17 protein-coding genes are annotated in these 17,681 nt (G+C 58.5%); 9 read left to right on the forward strand and 8 right to left on the reverse strand.

Annotation, left to right across the window (positions count from 1 at the left end):
* Positions 1 to 987 carry a tyrosine recombinase XerC gene (gene xerC / locus DES49_RS02130; RefSeq protein WP_133734721.1) on the forward strand — a complete coding sequence of 329 codons (987 nt, stop codon included), beginning with the start codon at positions 1 to 3 and terminating at the stop codon, positions 985 to 987.
* Positions 984 to 4,157 carry a transporter substrate-binding domain-containing protein gene (locus tag DES49_RS02135; RefSeq protein ID WP_133734722.1) on the forward strand — a complete coding sequence of 1,058 codons (3,174 nt, stop codon included), beginning with the start codon at positions 984 to 986 and terminating at the stop codon, positions 4,155 to 4,157. The genes xerC and DES49_RS02135 overlap by 4 nt, the downstream gene beginning before the upstream one ends.
* On the opposite strand, the gene DES49_RS02140 is transcribed toward DES49_RS02135, so the two are convergent.
* Complete coding sequence (locus DES49_RS02140) at positions 4,154 to 4,516, reverse strand: hypothetical protein (protein WP_133734723.1); 363 nt, start codon at positions 4,514 to 4,516, stop codon at positions 4,154 to 4,156. The two genes, DES49_RS02135 and DES49_RS02140, sit on opposite strands and share 4 nt — an antisense overlap.
* A gap of 203 nt (positions 4,517 to 4,719) precedes the next feature.
* Between DES49_RS02140 and DES49_RS02145 the strand changes: the two genes are divergently transcribed.
* Positions 4,720 to 5,346 (forward strand): hypothetical protein, encoded by a 627-nt coding sequence (locus DES49_RS02145; protein WP_133734724.1) that lies wholly within the window; start codon positions 4,720 to 4,722, stop codon positions 5,344 to 5,346.
* A 49-nt stretch (positions 5,347 to 5,395) separates the two neighbouring features.
* Positions 5,396 to 5,800, forward strand: a complete 405-nt coding sequence (locus DES49_RS02150; protein WP_133734725.1) for a DUF6165 family protein — start codon at positions 5,396 to 5,398, stop codon at positions 5,798 to 5,800.
* Here the strand turns inward: DES49_RS02150 and DES49_RS02155 are convergent.
* Complete coding sequence (locus DES49_RS02155) at positions 5,782 to 6,852, reverse strand: glycosyltransferase family 9 protein (protein ID WP_243864819.1); 1,071 nt, start codon at positions 6,850 to 6,852, stop codon at positions 5,782 to 5,784. The two genes, DES49_RS02150 and DES49_RS02155, sit on opposite strands and share 19 nt — an antisense overlap.
* A gap of 173 nt (positions 6,853 to 7,025) precedes the next feature.
* On the opposite strand from DES49_RS02155, the gene DES49_RS02160 reads away from it, so the two are divergent.
* Genes DES49_RS02160 through DES49_RS02170 form a run of 3 tightly spaced genes read left to right on the forward strand, consistent with a single transcriptional unit; the run spans position 7,026 to position 9,832 of the window.
* Positions 7,026 to 7,733, forward strand: a complete 708-nt coding sequence (locus tag DES49_RS02160; protein WP_133734726.1) for a 3-deoxy-D-manno-octulosonic acid kinase — start codon at positions 7,026 to 7,028, stop codon at positions 7,731 to 7,733.
* A gap of 6 nt (positions 7,734 to 7,739) precedes the next feature.
* Positions 7,740 to 8,738 (forward strand): glycosyl transferase family 90, encoded by a 999-nt coding sequence (locus tag DES49_RS02165; protein WP_133734727.1) that lies wholly within the window; start codon positions 7,740 to 7,742, stop codon positions 8,736 to 8,738.
* Complete coding sequence (locus tag DES49_RS02170) at positions 8,738 to 9,832, forward strand: CDP-glycerol glycerophosphotransferase family protein (protein WP_133734728.1); 1,095 nt, start codon at positions 8,738 to 8,740, stop codon at positions 9,830 to 9,832. Before DES49_RS02165 ends, DES49_RS02170 begins: the two co-directional genes overlap by 1 nt.
* On the opposite strand, the gene DES49_RS02175 is transcribed toward DES49_RS02170, so the two are convergent.
* Positions 9,829 to 10,530: a sulfotransferase family 2 domain-containing protein gene (locus tag DES49_RS02175; RefSeq protein ID WP_133734729.1), complete on the reverse strand. Its 702-nt coding sequence runs from the start codon at positions 10,528 to 10,530 to the stop codon at positions 9,829 to 9,831. The genes DES49_RS02170 and DES49_RS02175 overlap by 4 nt on opposite strands.
* Before the next feature lie 177 nt (positions 10,531 to 10,707).
* Between DES49_RS02175 and DES49_RS02180 the strand changes: the two genes are divergently transcribed.
* A complete protein-coding gene (locus DES49_RS02180; RefSeq protein ID WP_133734730.1) occupies positions 10,708 to 11,631 on the forward strand; it encodes a glycosyltransferase family 2 protein in 924 nt (307 codons plus the stop codon).
* A gap of 29 nt (positions 11,632 to 11,660) precedes the next feature.
* Positions 11,661 to 12,557: a glycosyltransferase family 2 protein gene (locus DES49_RS02185; RefSeq protein ID WP_133734731.1), complete on the forward strand. Its 897-nt coding sequence runs from the start codon at positions 11,661 to 11,663 to the stop codon at positions 12,555 to 12,557.
* On the opposite strand, the gene DES49_RS02190 is transcribed toward DES49_RS02185, so the two are convergent.
* From DES49_RS02190 to DES49_RS02210, 5 genes are read right to left on the reverse strand one after another with little or no spacing between them, the layout of a single operon-like run.
* Positions 12,554 to 13,390, reverse strand: coding sequence for a glycosyltransferase family 2 protein (locus tag DES49_RS02190; protein WP_133734732.1), 837 nt, complete (start codon positions 13,388 to 13,390; stop codon positions 12,554 to 12,556). The two genes, DES49_RS02185 and DES49_RS02190, sit on opposite strands and share 4 nt — an antisense overlap.
* A 2-nt stretch (positions 13,391 to 13,392) precedes the next feature.
* Positions 13,393 to 14,316: an FkbM family methyltransferase gene (locus tag DES49_RS02195; protein ID WP_133734733.1), complete on the reverse strand. Its 924-nt coding sequence runs from the start codon at positions 14,314 to 14,316 to the stop codon at positions 13,393 to 13,395.
* Complete coding sequence (locus DES49_RS02200) at positions 14,316 to 15,029, reverse strand: sulfotransferase family protein (protein ID WP_133734734.1); 714 nt, start codon at positions 15,027 to 15,029, stop codon at positions 14,316 to 14,318. Before DES49_RS02200 ends, DES49_RS02195 begins: the two co-directional genes overlap by 1 nt.
* 4 nt (positions 15,030 to 15,033) lie before the next feature.
* Complete coding sequence (locus DES49_RS02205; protein ID WP_208297002.1) at positions 15,034 to 15,651, reverse strand: hypothetical protein; 618 nt, start codon at positions 15,649 to 15,651, stop codon at positions 15,034 to 15,036.
* Positions 15,648 to 17,666, reverse strand: a complete 2,019-nt coding sequence (locus DES49_RS02210) for a glycosyltransferase (RefSeq protein WP_243864821.1) — start codon at positions 17,664 to 17,666, stop codon at positions 15,648 to 15,650. The genes DES49_RS02205 and DES49_RS02210 overlap by 4 nt, the downstream gene beginning before the upstream one ends.
* Positions 17,667 to 17,681: the final 15 nt, after the last annotated feature.

A 17,681-nucleotide genomic window follows, 5' to 3' on the forward strand; every position in this document is an offset into this window, starting at 1 on the left:
ATGGCGTCAGAGCCTGTTTCGCCCCGGGACGCCAGCAGTGCTGAGCGGGATGCTGATATCAGGCGTTTTCTGGGCTACCTCGCCTCCGAGAAGCGCAGCTCGGGGAACACCTGTGAGCATTACGGACGGGATCTGGATCGTCTGGCCGAGTGGTGCCGCGAGCAGGGCATCGAAAGCTGGTCGCAGCTGTCCCAGCATCATATCCGGCGCTACGCCGCAATTCAGGCCCGGCGGGGCTGCGCCGCCCGGACCATCGCGCGCCACCTCTCCTCGATTCGCCGCTTTTTCACCTTCCTGATCCGCGAAGGCCGCCAGGCGGATAATCCAGCTCTGGATGTGCGGCCTCCCCGCAACCAGCGGCCACTCCCTGGCGTCATGGATGTGGATCAGATGAGTCGCCTGCTTGAACAGACGCCCGAGGACCCGCTGGAGGTCCGTGATCATGCCATGATGGAGCTGATGTATTCATCCGGGCTGCGCTTGGCGGAACTGGTGTCTCTTGACCGCTATGACGTTGACCCGGAGGGCGCCACAATCCGGGTGACCGGCAAGGGCAACAAGACCCGTATCGTTCCGGTCGGTAGCTCGGCCCTCAAGGCTCTGGCTGACTGGTGCCGGATCCGTACCCAGCTGGTGAGCGCCGACGAGCCGGCGGTTTTCGTGAGCCGGCATGGCACACGAATCCACCGACGCACGGTCCAGGCGCGGCTCCGACGCTGGGGGCAGCACTATGACTCCGAGCAGGGCATTCATCCGCACCTGATGCGCCACTCCTTCGCCAGCCACATCCTCGAATCCAGTGGTGATCTTCGGGCCGTTCAGGAACTGCTCGGCCATGCGGATATCGCCACCACGCAGATCTATACCCATCTGGATTTCCAGCACTTGGCAAACGTCTACGATCAGGCGCATCCCAGGGCGAGGTCGCGTCGTCGCGGTGCCGCCCGCACCAGGCAGCCAGATCAGGGCGAGGGTGATTCCCAATGACGCCGAAGACGAGAACACTGTTGTTTCTTTTGCTGGTCCTGGCGCCCGCACTGGCCGGCGCGACCCCGTTCCAGGCGACGGAAAACCTGCCCGAGCTCAGTTTTGACCAGCGGGTCTGGCTCGAGGACAAGGGGGAGCTGCGTCTGGGTATTCCGATAGGCCGGCCACCGCTGGCCTACCAGAACGATTTTGGCCGGGTGCTGGGCACCGAATCCGGCTACGCCCGGCTTCTTGAGCGCAAGCTCGGCGTTCCCGTGACCATGGTGGGCGGCACGCCCATGATGCTGGAAGAGGCCCTGGAACGGGGCGAGATCGATGCCGTCAGCATGGTCAGCTCAGACACCTGGTCCAGCCGCCAGTACCGCTTTACCCGCCCTTACATGCAGGTCAGTTACGGACTCTACGCCAGGCGTGACAACGCCCAGATCACAAGCCTCGGCAGCCTGGACGGTCATCGCATTGTTTTCCTCGACGGCGATCACTACACCTTCGAACTGCTCGACCCCGTCGCCTCATTCACGCCCGTAGCCGCCCGGACCATGGGTGGCGCCATGAACCGTTTGCTGGATGAAGAGGCTGACGCCTTTCTGGCGCCCATTCCCGTGGGCGACCAGCACCTTGAGAGCAACGACATCACGGCCATCGAGCGCGTCCAGGCACTGGATGAACACCCCATGTCCCTGTCCTATGCAGTGCCCTTTGAAAAGGGCTTGCTGCGTGGCGCACTGGATGCGGCCATCGCCTCCATGACCAACATGGAGCATCGTAATATCCAGGGTGCCTGGGTGCGGAACAATGCGGTGAGTGAACAGCAGCAGCGGGAGTTGGTGCTGACGGCGGGTGAGCTTGAATGGCTCGACGAGCATCCGGGTCTGAAGGTAGGCCTGCGTACCGGCTGGCCACCGGCAGAGTTCGAGGATGAGGGGGACATCCGGGGTGTGATTCCGGACCTTCTGGATCTGATTGAGGCGAAGCTTGGTTATGAGTTCGAGCGCGTGCCGGTGGATACGGATACAGATCCGGAAGACCTCCTCAAGGACGGTCAGGTCGACCTTCTTCCGGCGCTTGCAAGAACCCCCGAACGCCAGGACCGGTTTCTCTTCACCCGCAGCTACGTGAGTTTTCCCGTGGCTATTGTGGTGCGGGAGAATCACCGGTTCGTCGGGGATCTCTCCGAGCTCGAGGACGAGCGTGTCGGCGTCGTTCGGGACATGGCCACGCAACAGTACCTCAGGCGTTACTATCCAAGCCTGCGTCTGGAGCCTGTTGCGTCCATTGAGCAGGGCCTGAGGCAGGTCTCCGAGAGTGAACTGGACATCATGGTGACCCAGATTCCCGGGGTCAGCTATAACGTCTCCCGCCTCGGGCTCCAGAATCTTCGCATTACCAGTATCACGCCGTTTCAGTACGACCTGAGACTGGCCGTGGATCCCGAAAATCCGGAGCTTGTGGGCATTCTGAACAAGGCCCTCGCAAGCCTGGATCGACAAGCACTGGATAAGGTCTACAACGAGTGGATCAAGCTGGACGTGGAAAAGCGTGCCGACTATACGGTGGTCCGCCGCGTCGCCTTTATCGCCATTCTGGTGCTGGCTGCGTTCCTGTACTGGAATCGCAAGCTCTCCCGGGAGGTCAATGAACGGCTGCGATCCGAGCAGGCCTTGCGGCGCAGCGAGGATGAACTCCTGAGCGCCAAGCAGCGCGCCGAGGATCTCGCCGATGAGGCGGAGGAAGCGAACCGGGCCAAGAGTGAATTCCTGGCCAACATGTCCCACGAAATCCGCACGCCAATGAACGCGGTCATCGGTTACACGGAACTGCTGGAGCGCACCATTACCGATGAGCGCCAACAGGGTTATCTGGCCTCAATCAAGGCGGGAAGCCGGAGCCTGCTGACCCTGATCAACGACATCCTGGACCTGTCCCGGGTCGAGGCCGGCAAGATGCGGCTTGAGTACGGCCCCCTGGATCTCGGGCGCCTGTTGGAGGACGTTCGTCATATCTTCGAGATCCGGGCCAGGGAAAAGGGCCTGGACCTGGTGTTTGAGCTCGATGACAACCTCCCGCCCGTAATGGTTCTGGATGAAACCCGGCTCCGGCAGGTGCTGTTCAATCTGGTGGGCAATGCCATCAAGTTTACCGACAAGGGCGAAGTTCGCGTCCGGACCCAGTGGCAGGAAGCAGAGGAGCCTGTGCTGGGCATCGAGGTGATTGATACCGGTATCGGTATTCCCGAGGAGCAGCAGGCGCGGATCTTTGATGCCTTTGAACAGCAGGCTGACCAGAGCAGTCGTCAATACGGGGGGACCGGGCTCGGCCTTGCCATCAGCCGCAAGCTGGTCGAGATGATGAATGGAACCCTCAGTGTGGTCAGTACGCCCGGCCAAGGGACCCGGTTCCGGGTTCAGCTGTACGATGTCGAGACGGCGCTGGCATCGCCGGATATCCAGGAAGAAACAGTGCCCGTGATCTATCGCTTCCGTGAAGCGCGGGTGCTGATTGTTGATGACAACCCGGTCAACCGCCAGCTGGTGCGGGATGTTCTCGAACCGGAGGGGCTGCTGGTGGAGGAGGCCGAGGATGGCGTCAAGGCCCTGGAGCGTGCCCGTGACTGGCACCCGGACCTTGTGCTCATGGATATCCGGATGCCGGTCATGGACGGTTTTGAGGCGCTTGCGGCGTTCATGGATGACCCCGACCTGGCCCGGATTCCCCTGGTGGCGCTTACCGCCTCGGTCATGACCACCGAGTCCGCACGCATCCGGGAAGCCGGGTTCCATGGCTATCTGCGCAAACCCGTCAGCCGCCAGGACCTGCTGGCGGAACTGGCCCATTACCTGGATTATGAGGAAGTCTCTCCCGAAGAGATGACGGAATCCAGTGAACCGCCAACGCTGACTCCCTGGGCTGACTTGGGGCCGGATGAGCAGCAGTCGGTGCGGCATGATATCCAGCGCACCCTGGTTCCCAGGGCTACCTCACTCAAGGACAGTGGTGACCCGGAGGCGCTCCAGGCGTTCGGGCAGGATGTTCTGGCGCTGGCGCGGTCCAGGGGCGTGGAGGAGCTGATGGACTACGCACGCCAGCTTCTGGCGGCGATAGAAGGGTTTGATCTGGACCGCGTCCAGTACCTGTTGGGCCTGCTTACGGAGGATTCAGTTCTGCCCTAGAGGCAGTCGTACTGGAACTGCTTATTGAACGCCACCGAGACCATGTGGAAACCATTTCGGGAAAGATCGCGTACGAGGTCCCGGTTTCTCAGGATCTGCATGCAGATGCTGTGAATCCGCTGCTGGCGGTCCTGCTTCCGAGCCGATTGCTGGCCCTCAAAATCCAGCAGAAGGTACTTTTTGGGGTGTCCGTCCTCGGGAACCGCCACTGACTCATGCCCCAGGTACTCGCTGCCGACTTCTCCCAGCGCGGTTTTCAGGCGACTTTCGAGTTGCCCGGTTTGCATTTCGCCCGCGCCAGCCGATGGGGCGGCGGTAAACATCAGCACCAGGACAGTCAATGTGAGTTTTCTGATCATGTGAACCCTGCTCTGTAACAGAACGTAGTGCTTTGGTAACGCAATTATCCTGCATTTCGGGATTTCTTCCTACCGGTTTTTACATACTTTTGCCCGGTCGCTGAGGCGTGATTCACAAACCCGGAGGGCTGAGCAGTAATAGCGAATTGCGCTATGCTGTAGGTATTGCATGACGAAGGCGGAAAGGCCGGGAGCGGATCAAGATGTATCAGCTGGTTTTCAAGGGCGAATGCGTCAGTGGCGTGGATGAAAATGCCGCGCGCCAGCAGGCCAAGGCGCTGTTCAAGGCCACTGACGCCCAGGTCGAGAAAATGTTTTCCGGTGGCCGCGTGGTGATACGCAACAACCTGGACGGCCAGACGGCACAGAAATACCAGGCGGCGCTGAAGAAGAATGGAATGGTCGCCTACATTGAGGCCATGGAGGGCGCCCAGGCGCCTGAAGCCGGGGAGTCCCGGGGGGCATCGGATACTGATGCCGGGAACGCAGAGGCGCCGCAGTCTCAGGGTTCGGCGGCAGCTTCGCCGGAGGCTGCCGCTTCACCGGGCGCCGCCGCGGCTCCCGTGGAAAAGGAGCCTGGTGACCGTCTCCCGGTGGCGGGTGAAAAAGTCGACACCATTCTTGCCGATAGTGGGCTCTCGCTCGGGAAGCCGGGTGAGCAGCTGGGCACCATCCACGAGGAAACCCCTCCGGAGTTCGAACACCTGGATGATTGGACCGTTGCGCCTCCTGGAGAGGAACTGGTGGAGAATGAAGACAAGCCGGAACCGCCAGCTCCGGATATTTCCCATCTTTCACTGGCGGATGAATCGTCGGAGGGCAGAAGCTGATAGAATCCGCACTGCGATGTTCAACAGGGCAGGAGCAGTTCGGAAAAAAATGGCTGAAACCATGATGATACCGGCCTCGTTCGGTGAGGTTCTTGATAAGATTACCATTCTCGAAATCAAGTCCGAACGAATGCATGACCCCGCCAAGCTTGCGAATGTCAGGCTCGAGCTGGATGAACTCAACGGCATCTGGGCCCGGACTCTTGAGCACCCCGCGAGCGTGAACCAGGAGCGCCAGGAACTGAAGGCGGTGAATGAAAAGCTCTGGGACATAGAGGACGCCATCCGGGAACAGGAATCAGCCGGGGACTTCGGGGAACGTTTCGTTGAACTGGCAAGACAGGTCTATTTCACGAACGATGAACGTGCTGCCATCAAGAAAAAGGTAAACCTGGCCCTGGGGTCACGTTTTGTCGAGGAAAAGTCGTACCGGAACTACTGCCGTTCGGGGTAGTGCTGCGCCACCCACTGGTCCAGCATCGCCGTTGCATCCGCAACGCTAATCAACTCCATCGCACCGTTGAATTCCGCCTTGGTGCCCCATCGGGCACGCTCGACCCGCTGGCCCGTGAAGCGTTCCAGGGCTTGCGGGTAGCGGTTCACGCACCATTGCAGGGAATAGTAGGGGCCCGAGCGGTGGGGATTTGAGCTGGCGAAGAGGCCGAGGACGTCCGTTCCCATGGCATTGGCAATATGGGCCGGGCCGGTATCCGGCGCGATCAGCAGATCCGCCCTTTCCAGAAGCGCCGCCAGCTGCTTGAGGGTGTCCTCTCCGCAGATATTGGTTGCATGGGTGGTCATCTGTTCCTGGATGGCGCTGCAGTAGGCCTTGTCCGTCCTGGCTGGGCCGCCGGCCAGGATGATGTTTGCCCCGTGCTGCTTTACGGCATGGTCCGCCAGGGCCGCATAGCGGGCGGCTGGCCAGTTCCTGAGTTCGTGGCTGGCGCTGGGGCTGATGACGATGTTGAGCCGCGAGGGGTCAATGTAGTCATCGGAGAACCGGTAATCGTCCGGGGACAGGGGCAGGTTCCAGCGCGGCGGCGCCGGATCAAGACCCAGTGCCGTGGGGAAACTGGCGAGGCAGTCCAGCACATGCTGCCTGTCACAGCTGTGAATGCGGCGGTTGATGAAGAGGCCGTGCAGGTCCTTGCTCCGTGCCCTGTCGTAGCCAATCTTGATGCTGGCGGGGACCAGGGCAGCCGCGATGTTGGCGCGTATCGCCACCTGCATGTGGAAAAGCACGTCGAACCGGCGTTTCCTGAGCTGTCGCCACAGGTCGACATAACCTTTCAGGCCCGCGCTCTTGTCGAAAACAATCAGTTCAACGCCGGGCAGGCCCTCCAGAAGATGAGCCTCGGTCTTGCCGACAATCCAGGAAATGGAGACCCCCGGAAGCTGCTCTCTCAGGCTGTGCACAACAGGCAGGACGTGGGTGACGTCGCCAATCGCCGAAAGGCGCAGGATGCAGACAGACTTGATGGAAGTGACAGGCGATTCGTTCGACATGCGTAAACTGAATCAACTTGAGTTGGAGTCGTTCGGTAATAGATTGATAGAATCCGGCGTAATAATTGCCAGTCTGCCCGCGAATAAGGCTGCCATCTTAACGTAATCTGTTTTTTTCGTCCCGTTTAAGACCGGGAAATTTCGGTTTTCCGCAGTGAGGTCGCGATACCCCCATGACAGAACCAGCAACCAGTGTCGGAGACGGGCGAGCGCAAGCACTGGTTGCAGGGGCCTGGGATGCTTCCTTTGAGTGGGGCTGGTTTGAGCCTGAATGGTGGGGGCAGAAAGCCCGGGCCGTGGACGACGGCGGTCGCGGCAGCGCCTGGTTCATCGATTCGCAGCCGCCCATGGTGCTGCGTCGCTACCAGCGTGGCGGGCTTATGGCCCGGCTGTCCCGGTCCACCTACCTTTACCTGGGCCGGGAACGGACCCGTTCTTTTTCCGAGTTCCGCCTTCTGGAGTACATGAAAGCCCTTGAGCTTCCTGTTCCGGCTCCCATTGCGGCGGCCGCCTGGCGGACCGGCCCAGTGGGCTACCAGGCGGCGATACTGGTCGAACGTCTTTACGGGACCAGGGCGCTGGGAAGCATCGTCGGTACCCTTGGCAACGATGCGTGGCGGGCCGTGGGGCGGACGATCCATGACTTTCACGAGGCGGCCATCTGTCACGCGGACCTGAACTGCTTCAACATTCTGCTCTCGGATGAGGGGGTCTACCTCATTGATTTTGATAAGGGGCAGCTGAGAGGCAAGGGTTACGGCTGGCGGGACCGGAACCTTCAGCGGCTCCATCGTTCGCTGGAAAAGCTGGCCTGGCCGGAGAGCGGCATCAGCCTGGAAGAGGCCTGGGCGCAGCTGCTCCAGGGCTACCGCTCGGGATAGGTGGTTATGATCTCGGGAGGCAGGTACGAGCGCAATCTTCACAAACTCCGGTTCTACACTCGGGCCCTCGCCGACCTGCTTGTTCCCGATTGGGTCTGGCGGCGAAAACGCGCAAGGCTGATGGCCGGATTCAGGCAACTGGATGAGGCGAGTAAAGCGGCCATCGAGCAACGGGTCACCTATTACAATCGCCTCTCTCAGCCCTTTGATCCGGGGGATGAGGCTATACGGAAACGGGATTTTTCACGCCGGGGCCAGCGCTCCGCCTATTACCTGGATTTCAAGCGCCTGATCCGTTGCTTCCCGGACGATGTGCGCTTCAGCTACCGGTTTGGTGACCTGACCACGGTTCCCGATACCCCCAGCTTTGTGAAAAGCCGCCCCATCGGGAGCGCTGCGGAAAATGCCAATTCAGTACTGCTCAAGCTTAACCAGGTGCGCCATTACTTCATGGTGAGCGACGGACAGGCGTTCCGCGACAAGCACCCGAAGGCGATTTGGCGGGGCAAGGCCAGCCAGCCCCAGCGGCGGGAGTTCGTGAAGCGCTATCACGGTCACCCACTTTGCGACGTAGGGTGCAACCACCCGGAATCCGAGGGCGAACCCTGGCATACCGGGTTTATGCCCGCCAGCGAGCAGCTGGCTTATCGGTATATCATCAGCATCGAAGGTAACGATGTGGCCACGAACCTCAAATGGATACTCGCCTCCAACTCCCTCTGCCTGATGCGGAAGCCGCGATACGAAACCTGGTTCATGGAAGGCACCCTGGAGCCTGGCATTCATTATGCCCAGCTCGCAGACGACCACTCCGATCTGGAAGAGACAATCCGTTACTACAACGACAACCCGGACGAGGCGGAAACCATCATCCGCAATGCCAATCGCCATGTTGCGCAATTCATGGACCCGGAGCGGGAGCTGTTGATCTCATTGCTGGTCATGGAGCGGTATTTCCGTCTATCGACGCCGCAAACAAAGGGAATTGAAGGGGTGTCCTACTGATGGCGCGCTACCTGTTTTTCGTGAACCAGCCCTATGCCTATTCAATTCTCCGCCCGTTGCAGTATGCCATCCGCGCCCGGGGTGATGAGGTGGCCTGGTTCGTCGCCGGATGCACGGCAAGGCCCCTGAAGGATGACGAGCACCGGCTTCGGACGGTGCGCGAGGTGATGGCGTACGGGGCAACGGCCACCTTCGTTCCGGGGGACTGGGTACCCTGGTTTTTCCCGGGCATCAAGGTCGAGGTGTTTCATGGGCTGGCCCGCAATAAGCGCGGCCACGCCTCAGAGGACGAAAGCGACCATTACCGGATTCGCGGCTGGTTCGACCTGTATTGCACCCATGCCGAGACCGATACCAGGAAATTCCAGTCCCTGGCACGGGAATACGGGCATTTTTCTGTTGCCCATACCGGGTGGCCCAAGCTGGACCCGCTCTTTCAGGCTCGTTCCGAAGCGACCTCGGCGAGTACAACGGACGCCGGTAATGGCGTTCCAACCGTTTTCTTTGCCTCTACCTTCAGCAAGAGCGTGACAGCCGCACCGCAACTGCTTCCTCAGATTGAGCGGATGGCGGCATCCGGTCAGTGGCGTTTTATCGTGACGCTGCATCCCAAGATGGACCCGGCCCTGGTGGGTCGGTATCGGGCGCTGGCCGGGGAGAACCTTGAGTTTGTCGAGAGTGATGAAGACCTGATTCCCCGGTTACCGGAAGCGGACGTGATGCTCTGTGATACCTCCTCCATCATGTTCGAGTTCATGTTCCTGGATCGGCCGGTGGTGACCCTGAATACCCGGATGCCGGGGCCGTGGTTGATTGATGTGGAAAGGCCCGAGGCTGTGGAAAGTGCTCTGAGCAGGGCGCTGGAGCGACCGGAGTCGTTGCTGAGCGCCATGCGGAGCGTCTGTCATGAGCTGCACAGCTATACCGATGGGCACTCCAGTGAGCGTGTACTGGAGGCGGTGGAGCGGTTCCTTGAAGAGGAGAAGGATCGACTGAAACCGAAGCCGCTGAATTTGTGGCGCAAGCTCAGGGTGTGGCTGAGGTTGCGCCGGGCCCTGCATGGGCAGTCAACGTTTGATCGTAATGCTGACTAGAATTTGTATCCCATCAGTTCGATTTCGTCCTTGAAGAGTTCCGCAATCCGGTCTTTCTCGGTTTCGGAAAGGACCTCGCTGTAGTGGCGCTTGTCCTTGCGGATTCCGGATTTGGCGCTGGGGAGCTCCAGTGGTTCCGGGAGGCCAAGGTGTTGCCGGACTTCTTCCAGGTCTTCTTCCAGGGATTCGTAGCGGCAGATTTTATCAACTGCGACCTGGCCCTTCAGGGTGTAAAGCTGGAATCCTTTTCTTTTGAGGGAGCGGGTATCGTCGGAGTCCAGGAATTCCACAATTGAGGGCATCTGGTCGGCCCCAAGATTCCGTTGGCGCCAGTAATACTGGGATATGACGCGGTCCCATGGATTACGCTCAATACAGAACTTGTAATAGCGGTCCCAGATGTCCGAGCCGATACGACGCTTAACCTTACGCGCTGGGATATGGTTGTAGAAGCGTAATGCCGGCTTACCTCGGGTGAGTTTTTTCCACCATTCAAAAGGGGTGTATCGCAACGGAGAAACCAGATAATTCTGGGGTGCAACACCGCCGGCTGCCTGGCGCTTTAACTCGTCGTCAGCGGAAACCGGTGTGATGATATCGTCCGGGCCACAGAAGCGGGACAGGGCTATTTCAACCGAGGTGCCAGCCGTCTTGCTTGTTTTAAGAAATATAAAACCATATTTATGGGAAATAATCATGGGACAGGCGCTTTTTGACCTTGTGTAAACTGGTTGACGCTGGATCATAGCAGTTTGCAGTACACCCCTGCGATACCGCCTCGTCTGGTTCTCCGCACGCGCTGTCCCCTTCCTGAGCAGCATGCTACCATCTACGCCTTAGTGAAACGGCCTTCGAAACAAGGTTCCGGGAATTCTATGCGAGCCGGATTACTCAAATCCGTATATGCCTACTTCGTCCTCTGGTTCTATCGACTGGCGGCCAAGGGCTGGGTGCCGCCACGGTGGTTTGAGCCTGCCCTTCCGTCGGAGGAGGAATGTCGTGCCTTTACGGGAAAGCTTGAAGTTGAAGTGGTCAGCCACTGCTGGCAGTACGCGCATTTCCTGGCGTACCAGCTGAGCTCGCTGGTCCATTTCCCGCCCGAGAAACTGCATCTGACGATGACGGTCTGTTACAGCCCGGAAGATGAAAAGACCGCACGCCTACTCGCTTTTTTTGAGGGCATGGAAGTGCCCAACGTAACCTGGAACTGGATGCCCTTCGAGAAGGAATCGCTCTTTCGGCGCGGCATCGGCAGAAACCAGGCGGCACTGAACACCAACGCGCACTGGGTCTGGTTTACTGACTGCGACCTCATGTTCCGGAAGGGGTGTCTGGATGCGCTGGCGGAAAAGCTGCAGGGCCGGCGCGACGCGCTCGTCTATCCTTCTGAGGAACGGTGTACGGAACTGCTCCGGGAAGACAACCCCATGCTTCAGCAGGGCGCGGGCGAGCCAGCACTTGTGGACGTTGATGATAGCGAGTTCACGGCCCGTCATCCGTCCCGGGCAACCGGTCCCCTTCAGATTGCTCACGGGGATGTATGCAGGGCTGTGGGGTATTGCCGTTCCCTGCGCCTGTACCAGACTCCGGCTGAGCAATGGCGCAAGGCCCATGAGGACAGGGCTTTTCGTTGGTTGGTCAGGAGCCAGGGTGCTCCAATTGATATCCCGGGCGTTTACCGGATTCGACACGTTCAAAAGGGCCGTTATTCGGGCAGTGGCACCAAAACCCGTTTCCGTACCTGGTTGCGTCTGTTGCAGTCCTGGTACCGGGAAGGCCGTCTGGATCGACGCAAATAGACTGGAACACCTATCAGGGCTGACTTCGCATGATTTTCTGTGTTTTCTCCTTCAACCGCGGACGGTTTCTCGAGAACTGCGTTGAATCGATTGAGCAGTGTGTACCGGATGCTCATGTCGTCATTTTTGATGATGACAGTACCGATCCGGAAACCTGTACGTTCCTTGCCAGCCTTGAGGAGCGTCACACGGTGCTCAAGCCAGGTTCTGTGTCCAGTCACCGGCTTGGAGGTCTGTACGATAACATGCAGGCTGCTCTGGACTATTGCCGGGACGAAAGTCTTGTCTGCTTTCTGCAGGATGATACACAGGTTGTGCGCCATCTGGATTCTTCCGAAATTGGGGAGTTGGAAACCCGTTTTGATAATAATCCTGCTCTTGGTTTTATCAGTCCCTGTTTTATAAGGGGTATTAATCGAAACCGCGGACTGGCGTATACCTACGATGGTGATTCTGGTCTTTACTTTCGATCTGAGTCTTCCAACAGTGCCGGGCGGTTCTTCTCCGCATTACTCATTATGAAGCCGGCCCGCCTGCTGGAAGTCGAATGGCACTTTGGGCGTTCAGAACCGGAAAACGAGCGGCAGGCGAAGGAAGTGTTCTCTCCAATGGGGTACCTGTTTGCTCCCTTTGCTATGTGGTTGCCGGAAGTCCCTGCGTATCGAGGGAAACGGAAAACCTTAGGGTTAAGGTTGGCGGAGAAAAAGCGTAACTGTGGCTACTATCCGTTTCGCATTATGGATGAAGCGCAGGTAAGGTCTCTTAAGGCACGGGATCCGGAAGTGTTGCCTTACGCTGAGGACTTTCTTAATTGTGAGCCAAACGATCCGCCACGACCCTGGGCGTATAACCCTCTTACCGGAACCGGTTGGCTCAAGACCCTGAACCAGATTGAAGTAAGCCTTCGTCGGCTTTTTTCCGCTTAGTCAGGTTCAACAGCGTCTTCGGAAAGCTGTTCGATGCCTTGATCGGTGCGAATCGTTCCGGCTTTTTGTCGTGAAATGCGTAACGCTTTGTTTTCCTCAACCATTTCCGGGTTTTTATAGCCCCTTTTATGATCCAAGTGAATCACGATCGCGTTGTAACGCACGTGTTTTGGCCTGATGCCGGCATTTTCCAAACGCACACCAACTTCTCTGTCCAGGCCACCCCAGGCCATGCGTTCGTCGAAACCATTTACCCGTAGCATATCATCGCGCCAAGCCGACGCGTTGGAGCCCTTGAAGTTGCAGTTTGTGGGGGTGATCCGGTTCAGGATGCGGGCCTTGCCGTAGCTGGCGGTCAGCTTGCTGTTCTTGTAACTCGCTTTAAGACCGTGGGCTTTGAGCCAGTGCAGATCAAAACAGCGGCCGGAAAGGATATCGTCCCGGGTGATGGCCTCGCTCGTGCTCATGGGGAGTTTATGATAACCGCCGGAGAGGAAGGTAGCCGGTGCCGCTTCTTGCACGTGCACGGCCAGGAAGTCGTTGCGCGGAATACAGTCGCCATCAGTGAATACCAGGTAGTCCGACGAGGCGGCCAGGATGGCTTTGTTCAGAATGCGGCATTTACGGAAACCGTTGTCTTCCTGCCAAAGGTGGCGGATTGTCAGACTGGTTTCACGCCGCATGCGCTCAATCAGCTCGGCAGTTTCGCTGGTCGAGCCGTCATCGCCGATGATGATTTCGAAATCCGTATGCGTCTGGACACTGTAGCCCCAGAGAACCTTTTCCAACCACCGCGGAGAGTTGTAGGTTGTCATGATGACGGACACTTTCATTGTTAAGGGGCTCCCGGGGCTTCTTCAGGGTGACCACTCCCTTCCGCGGATTCGAGTCGATACAGGCTGTTCATGGAAAACTGTTGGACCCGCTGGTACCCGCGTTGTTGCATGGTTGCCAGAAGGGGGAGGTCCCAGGCGTCTTCCGAGTTTTCAATAAGAATGAAGCGAGCAAGAAGGTGTTCCGGTGAATCTTCGAGATAAGGGACCAAGGCGCGGTCTTCCGCACCTTCAATGTCGATTTTAAGACCGTCGACGCGTTGTATCGATAGTTCCTCTAGCAGTTCAAGCAATGGCCGGCAGGGTATCGATTCAGTGTCACCGGCGTTGGATTGAGTGGCCTGGTGCCTTGAGCGGCCGTGCTCATTAACCGAACTCTGTCCCAGGTTGGAATGGTTGATGTGGAGCTCCAGAGTGTGGTTCCGGTCCGATATGCCCGCCTGGACAGTATGCAGTGTGGGGGCCTGGTTCGGATTGGCATCCATATTGGCATTCAGGTTAAAGACCAGACGCTTGTGGACGGCCGGGTTGGGCTCAATGGAAACCAGGGTGCCTCTGGTATCAAGCGCTTTGAGTGCGGTCAGTGAGTAGATGCCGACATTGGCGCCGATGTCGAGAAACACGCCGTCGGCGGGTAGGTTATCCCGGATGTAGCGGCGTTCCTGCGCGTCGAAGCGCCATGGTGTGAAAACGAACTTTTTCTCCGAGTAGTTGTCACGGAAGAAACAGCGCAGGCGCAGATCTTCCGCTTGCACATCCATCGGAACCGAGGCAAAGCGCGTTACCCACGACCGCATCAGGTTTGCAACGTGGAAGCCGGCTTTGTTAGGCGGCATGGTCTGTGCGAGCCTGATGCAGGCCCTGGCCAGTGGTGACGGGGGGCTGCTGCCAAACGAGTCGTTGGATAAAGGTTTGGAGTCAGACATCAGGGGCTCTCTGGCAATGCTTTGGAGTAACCGAGGCGCTCGAAATCACCCCTGTAAAGGCGTTCGACGATTTCGCGTTCCTGGTTGTTGTAATAATGCGCAATTTTGGATCCGGCACCGGTTGCATTCGACAGGACGGACTGGAGCTCCTGTGCCGCGCTATCATGACCTATGCGGGAAAGAACACTCCCCAGATCCGACGTCAGGTTTTCGGTTTTACCAATAAAGTCGAAGTTTTCTAACGGCATCAGCAATAGTGACGTTTGGGGGGCCCAGTGCGCATTGCTGTACAGGCCCTCTTTCTCCAGATACTGAAGGAATTCCAGAAACGACGTTTCCTGGTTTCTGCGCTTGGCACGACGGTCAACCTTGTCGAGAAATGCCGACAGAACCCGAGTGTACGGGTTGCGGACAAAGGTAAAGCGGAAAAGCTGATCCAGTTGCCCGACCTCGGATTTGCTGAGGCCGGAAGGTGTGCGGAACAACTTCTTGGCCTGTTTGGATGGTATTTCCCGGCCATATTTACAGTAGGCCAGATTGACGATGATCGAGGAATTGGCCGCCTTGGGGATTCGATTACAAAAGATGCCGAGATCGAAGTCGATAAGTCCTCGCGCATCCGCACTATTGATGGAAATCCCGTTCCGATAAGGATATCGGCGATAGAACGGTGTCCAGGGGATAGTGAATCGGTTTCTAAGGATATTCGCCATGGGATTATTCTGTCTTGTTCCTCGCCGGTGTTGGGAAACGTGCTGCCTTGAGTTTTTCTGGTATCGTTTTTTTTGCTTTGTTCAGGTTGTGCGTGGTGTTCAGGGCTTCACTGATGGCGTCCCTGTCGCCTTCCAGTCCAGCCTTGTCCATGAATTCCAGGAAGTCCGCCTCCAGATTCTCCGTATTGATGACGGCGTAGTTGGTACGCGAACTTAGGAAAGCAGTGATGTTATCCTCCACGGTCTGGACAAAAAGCCGGGCACTGGCCATCTTATCGTCTTCCGTGGGTTTCTTGTTACGGCACATCAGGATGCCGTGATAAAAGGCGCGGACGATGGAAACGGTGATGTGCCAGCGTTTGATGTAGCTGGCGGCAACACGCTCCGGATCGCGCCGGAGGAAGACGTAAAAGGTCTCGTCATCGCTGTACAACCGCTCCAACGACCCCAGGAACCAGGCGAGACGATTGTCTACTTCCACGTGATTATCCGGATAGTCCAGCCGGTTCTCGATCATGCGCCGTCGTGATTCATGGGCGGCTGTCATGCCATTAATATGCTCACAGGCCAGGGCCACCGTCTGGGACGCGGTTCGGCCAGCTGTTAAAACAAACACTCTCATTGGTCATCATCCCGAAGGACCTTGCGTTGCAGCGTCCAGAGCCCCGCATAGGTATTGAAACTGCTCTGCGCATAGGTCACCGCCATCAGGTAACCCACGGGGCCATCCAGAAACCCAAGCCTTAGTATATAGACATGAATAAAGGTTGTAAGGGCCCTGAGGCTCGGGTAGAGCAGGGTGCGTGTCTTCTGCCCCTTCTCGGCTTTCTGTTTTGCGCCCAGCCAGGCGTATTGGGCGCTCTTCTCAAGCGCATGACCGTAATCGCGGTGGGTGTAATGGGTCAGGCGCCCACGCAGCGTTTTTATGCGGTACCCATCCGGCAGCAGTATCTTTTCATGCACCTGCGCCTCGGAAAAGCGTACCCCTTCGCGCTGGAAGAGGCGCAGCGGAGCCCGGCCACTGCGGCCGAAGTCCAGGCGTTTGCCGTAGATGGTAACGGCCCAGGGGAGCTTATATGCCTCCGCGCTCGGAGAAGCCGCCAGCGTGTGGTTAATCTCCCGGGCCAGGTAGGGTGTGACCCGTTCATCGGCATCAATGGAGAGAACCCAGTCGCCGGTGGCGCGCTCAAGGGCCCGTTGTTTCTGGATGCCGAAGCCGGGCCAGTCGGTGACCGTGACATGCTCCGTGTAGCGTCTGGCGATGGCCACGGTATCGTCGGTGCTTCCACTGTCCAGCACAATGATCTCGTCGGCAACAGGTACCAGTGATTCCAGGCAGGCGCCAATATTGTCCGCTTCATTGTAAGTGATAATGGTGGCGCTCAGCTTCTGGCGCCGGTGGCGATGGAGGCTCTCATCCACGGCTTTCCAGGTCAGGTAGGTCAGTGTTGTCACCGTCACCAGGTAGAAGGTCACATAGATCCCGCGTTCCAGCGCCGCCTCGGTGAGGCCAAACATCAGGTAGGCCACTGGCACCAGCGCGCCGGCCGTGGCCAGGTGGGCAACGCGGGGGCTTTCGTGGCGAATCAGTTTCAGGAACTGCGCGAAGGGGATGGCCAGCAGGAGCAGCCAGGACAGGGCGCCGATCAAGCCCCGGGTGGCCAGTATCTGGACGAGGTCATTGTGGGCATGGTCCAGGCAACAGCGTTTCAGGCCCCGGGAGAGCTCCCCGGATTCGACGCCGTTGAGCACGGCCTGTGCGTATTGCTGGGAGCCGACGCCGGATATCGGGGCTTCAAGAAACAGTGCGAGTGCTTTTTGCCAGATCTCAAACCGATAGGTGATCCCACTGTCATATCGGCCGCTCCAGAGTGCACTAAGGCCTTCTCCGATTCGTGATTCCAGACCTGTGAATAGAGCAAGGATCAGGCCTCCCAAGCCCACCAGGACGATACGTTGGCGCGGCGGGGCTGCAATCACCAGAAACAGCAGCAGCGCAGGCAGGACAAGCAGATTATTGCGCGTCTGGGAGAGGTAGGCGGCGCTCAAACCGAGCGCGACGCCGATCAATGCCAGCCCAAGCAGGGCCTTGCGGCCGGTTTGATAGCCATAGGCTGCCGCTACAAGCAGAAGCATCGCACTGAGCAGTGAAAGGTTGCCGAAGGGAATGGCATTGGTGGCCCCGTCAACGCGTGCAACGGCGCCGTTTTCAATCAGTGGCGCGAGTGCGGTCCCGCCCGCCAGGCCCGCGCACGCGAGTATGGCAATAAAGGCAGTGGATTCACGCACCAGGGCACGCGCCAGGACAACAAAAAGTGGCCAGAACAGTAATAGCCGCCCATGCTTGCCCAGCCCCTTGAATCCTTCGTAACTGAAGCCGTTGAGCGCCCAGGTGGCGAGGCTGGCGATGGCAAAGAACGCCATGGCAAAGCCAATCAGCTTGATTTCCCGGTCTGCGGGAGCAAGCGCCGTCCTGCCTCTGAGTCGCGCCACTGCAATCACCGTGAGCCCGGCCAGTGCCAGTACGAACGTGAGGCTGGAAAGTGCGCTGTCCACGGTAAGGCTTGCGCCAATGGCGCCGATAAGGGCCAGGCTGGCAACGGCGGATAGGATTGGGTTCAGGCGCGAAAATGCCAACGCGTCTACTCCTGG

This window comes from Halospina denitrificans, assembly GCF_004364635.1.
In the GTDB taxonomy this organism is placed as follows: domain Bacteria; phylum Pseudomonadota; class Gammaproteobacteria; order Pseudomonadales; family Oleiphilaceae; genus Halospina; species Halospina denitrificans.

Bases quoted from the DNA above. Each gene is read 5' to 3' on its own strand.
- xerC (WP_133734721.1), top strand. From the start codon at position 1: ATGGCGTCAGAGCCTGTTTCGCCCCGGGACGCCAGCAGTGCTGAGCGG.
- DES49_RS02135 (WP_133734722.1), top strand. From the start codon at position 984: ATGACGCCGAAGACGAGAACACTGTTGTTTCTTTTGCTGGTCCTGGCG.
- DES49_RS02140 (WP_133734723.1), bottom strand. From the start codon at position 4,516: ATGATCAGAAAACTCACATTGACTGTCCTGGTGCTGATGTTTACCGCC.
- DES49_RS02145 (WP_133734724.1), top strand. From the start codon at position 4,720: ATGTATCAGCTGGTTTTCAAGGGCGAATGCGTCAGTGGCGTGGATGAA.
- DES49_RS02150 (WP_133734725.1), top strand. From the start codon at position 5,396: ATGGCTGAAACCATGATGATACCGGCCTCGTTCGGTGAGGTTCTTGAT.
- DES49_RS02155 (WP_243864819.1), bottom strand. From the start codon at position 6,852: ATGTCGAACGAATCGCCTGTCACTTCCATCAAGTCTGTCTGCATCCTG.
- DES49_RS02160 (WP_133734726.1), top strand. From the start codon at position 7,026: ATGACAGAACCAGCAACCAGTGTCGGAGACGGGCGAGCGCAAGCACTG.
- DES49_RS02165 (WP_133734727.1), top strand. From the start codon at position 7,740: ATGATCTCGGGAGGCAGGTACGAGCGCAATCTTCACAAACTCCGGTTC.
- DES49_RS02170 (WP_133734728.1), top strand. From the start codon at position 8,738: ATGGCGCGCTACCTGTTTTTCGTGAACCAGCCCTATGCCTATTCAATT.
- DES49_RS02175 (WP_133734729.1), bottom strand. From the start codon at position 10,530: ATGATTATTTCCCATAAATATGGTTTTATATTTCTTAAAACAAGCAAG.
- DES49_RS02180 (WP_133734730.1), top strand. From the start codon at position 10,708: ATGCGAGCCGGATTACTCAAATCCGTATATGCCTACTTCGTCCTCTGG.
- DES49_RS02185 (WP_133734731.1), top strand. From the start codon at position 11,661: ATGATTTTCTGTGTTTTCTCCTTCAACCGCGGACGGTTTCTCGAGAAC.
- DES49_RS02190 (WP_133734732.1), bottom strand. From the start codon at position 13,390: ATGAAAGTGTCCGTCATCATGACAACCTACAACTCTCCGCGGTGGTTG.
- DES49_RS02195 (WP_133734733.1), bottom strand. From the start codon at position 14,316: ATGTCTGACTCCAAACCTTTATCCAACGACTCGTTTGGCAGCAGCCCC.
- DES49_RS02200 (WP_133734734.1), bottom strand. From the start codon at position 15,029: ATGGCGAATATCCTTAGAAACCGATTCACTATCCCCTGGACACCGTTC.
- DES49_RS02205 (WP_208297002.1), bottom strand. From the start codon at position 15,651: ATGAGAGTGTTTGTTTTAACAGCTGGCCGAACCGCGTCCCAGACGGTG.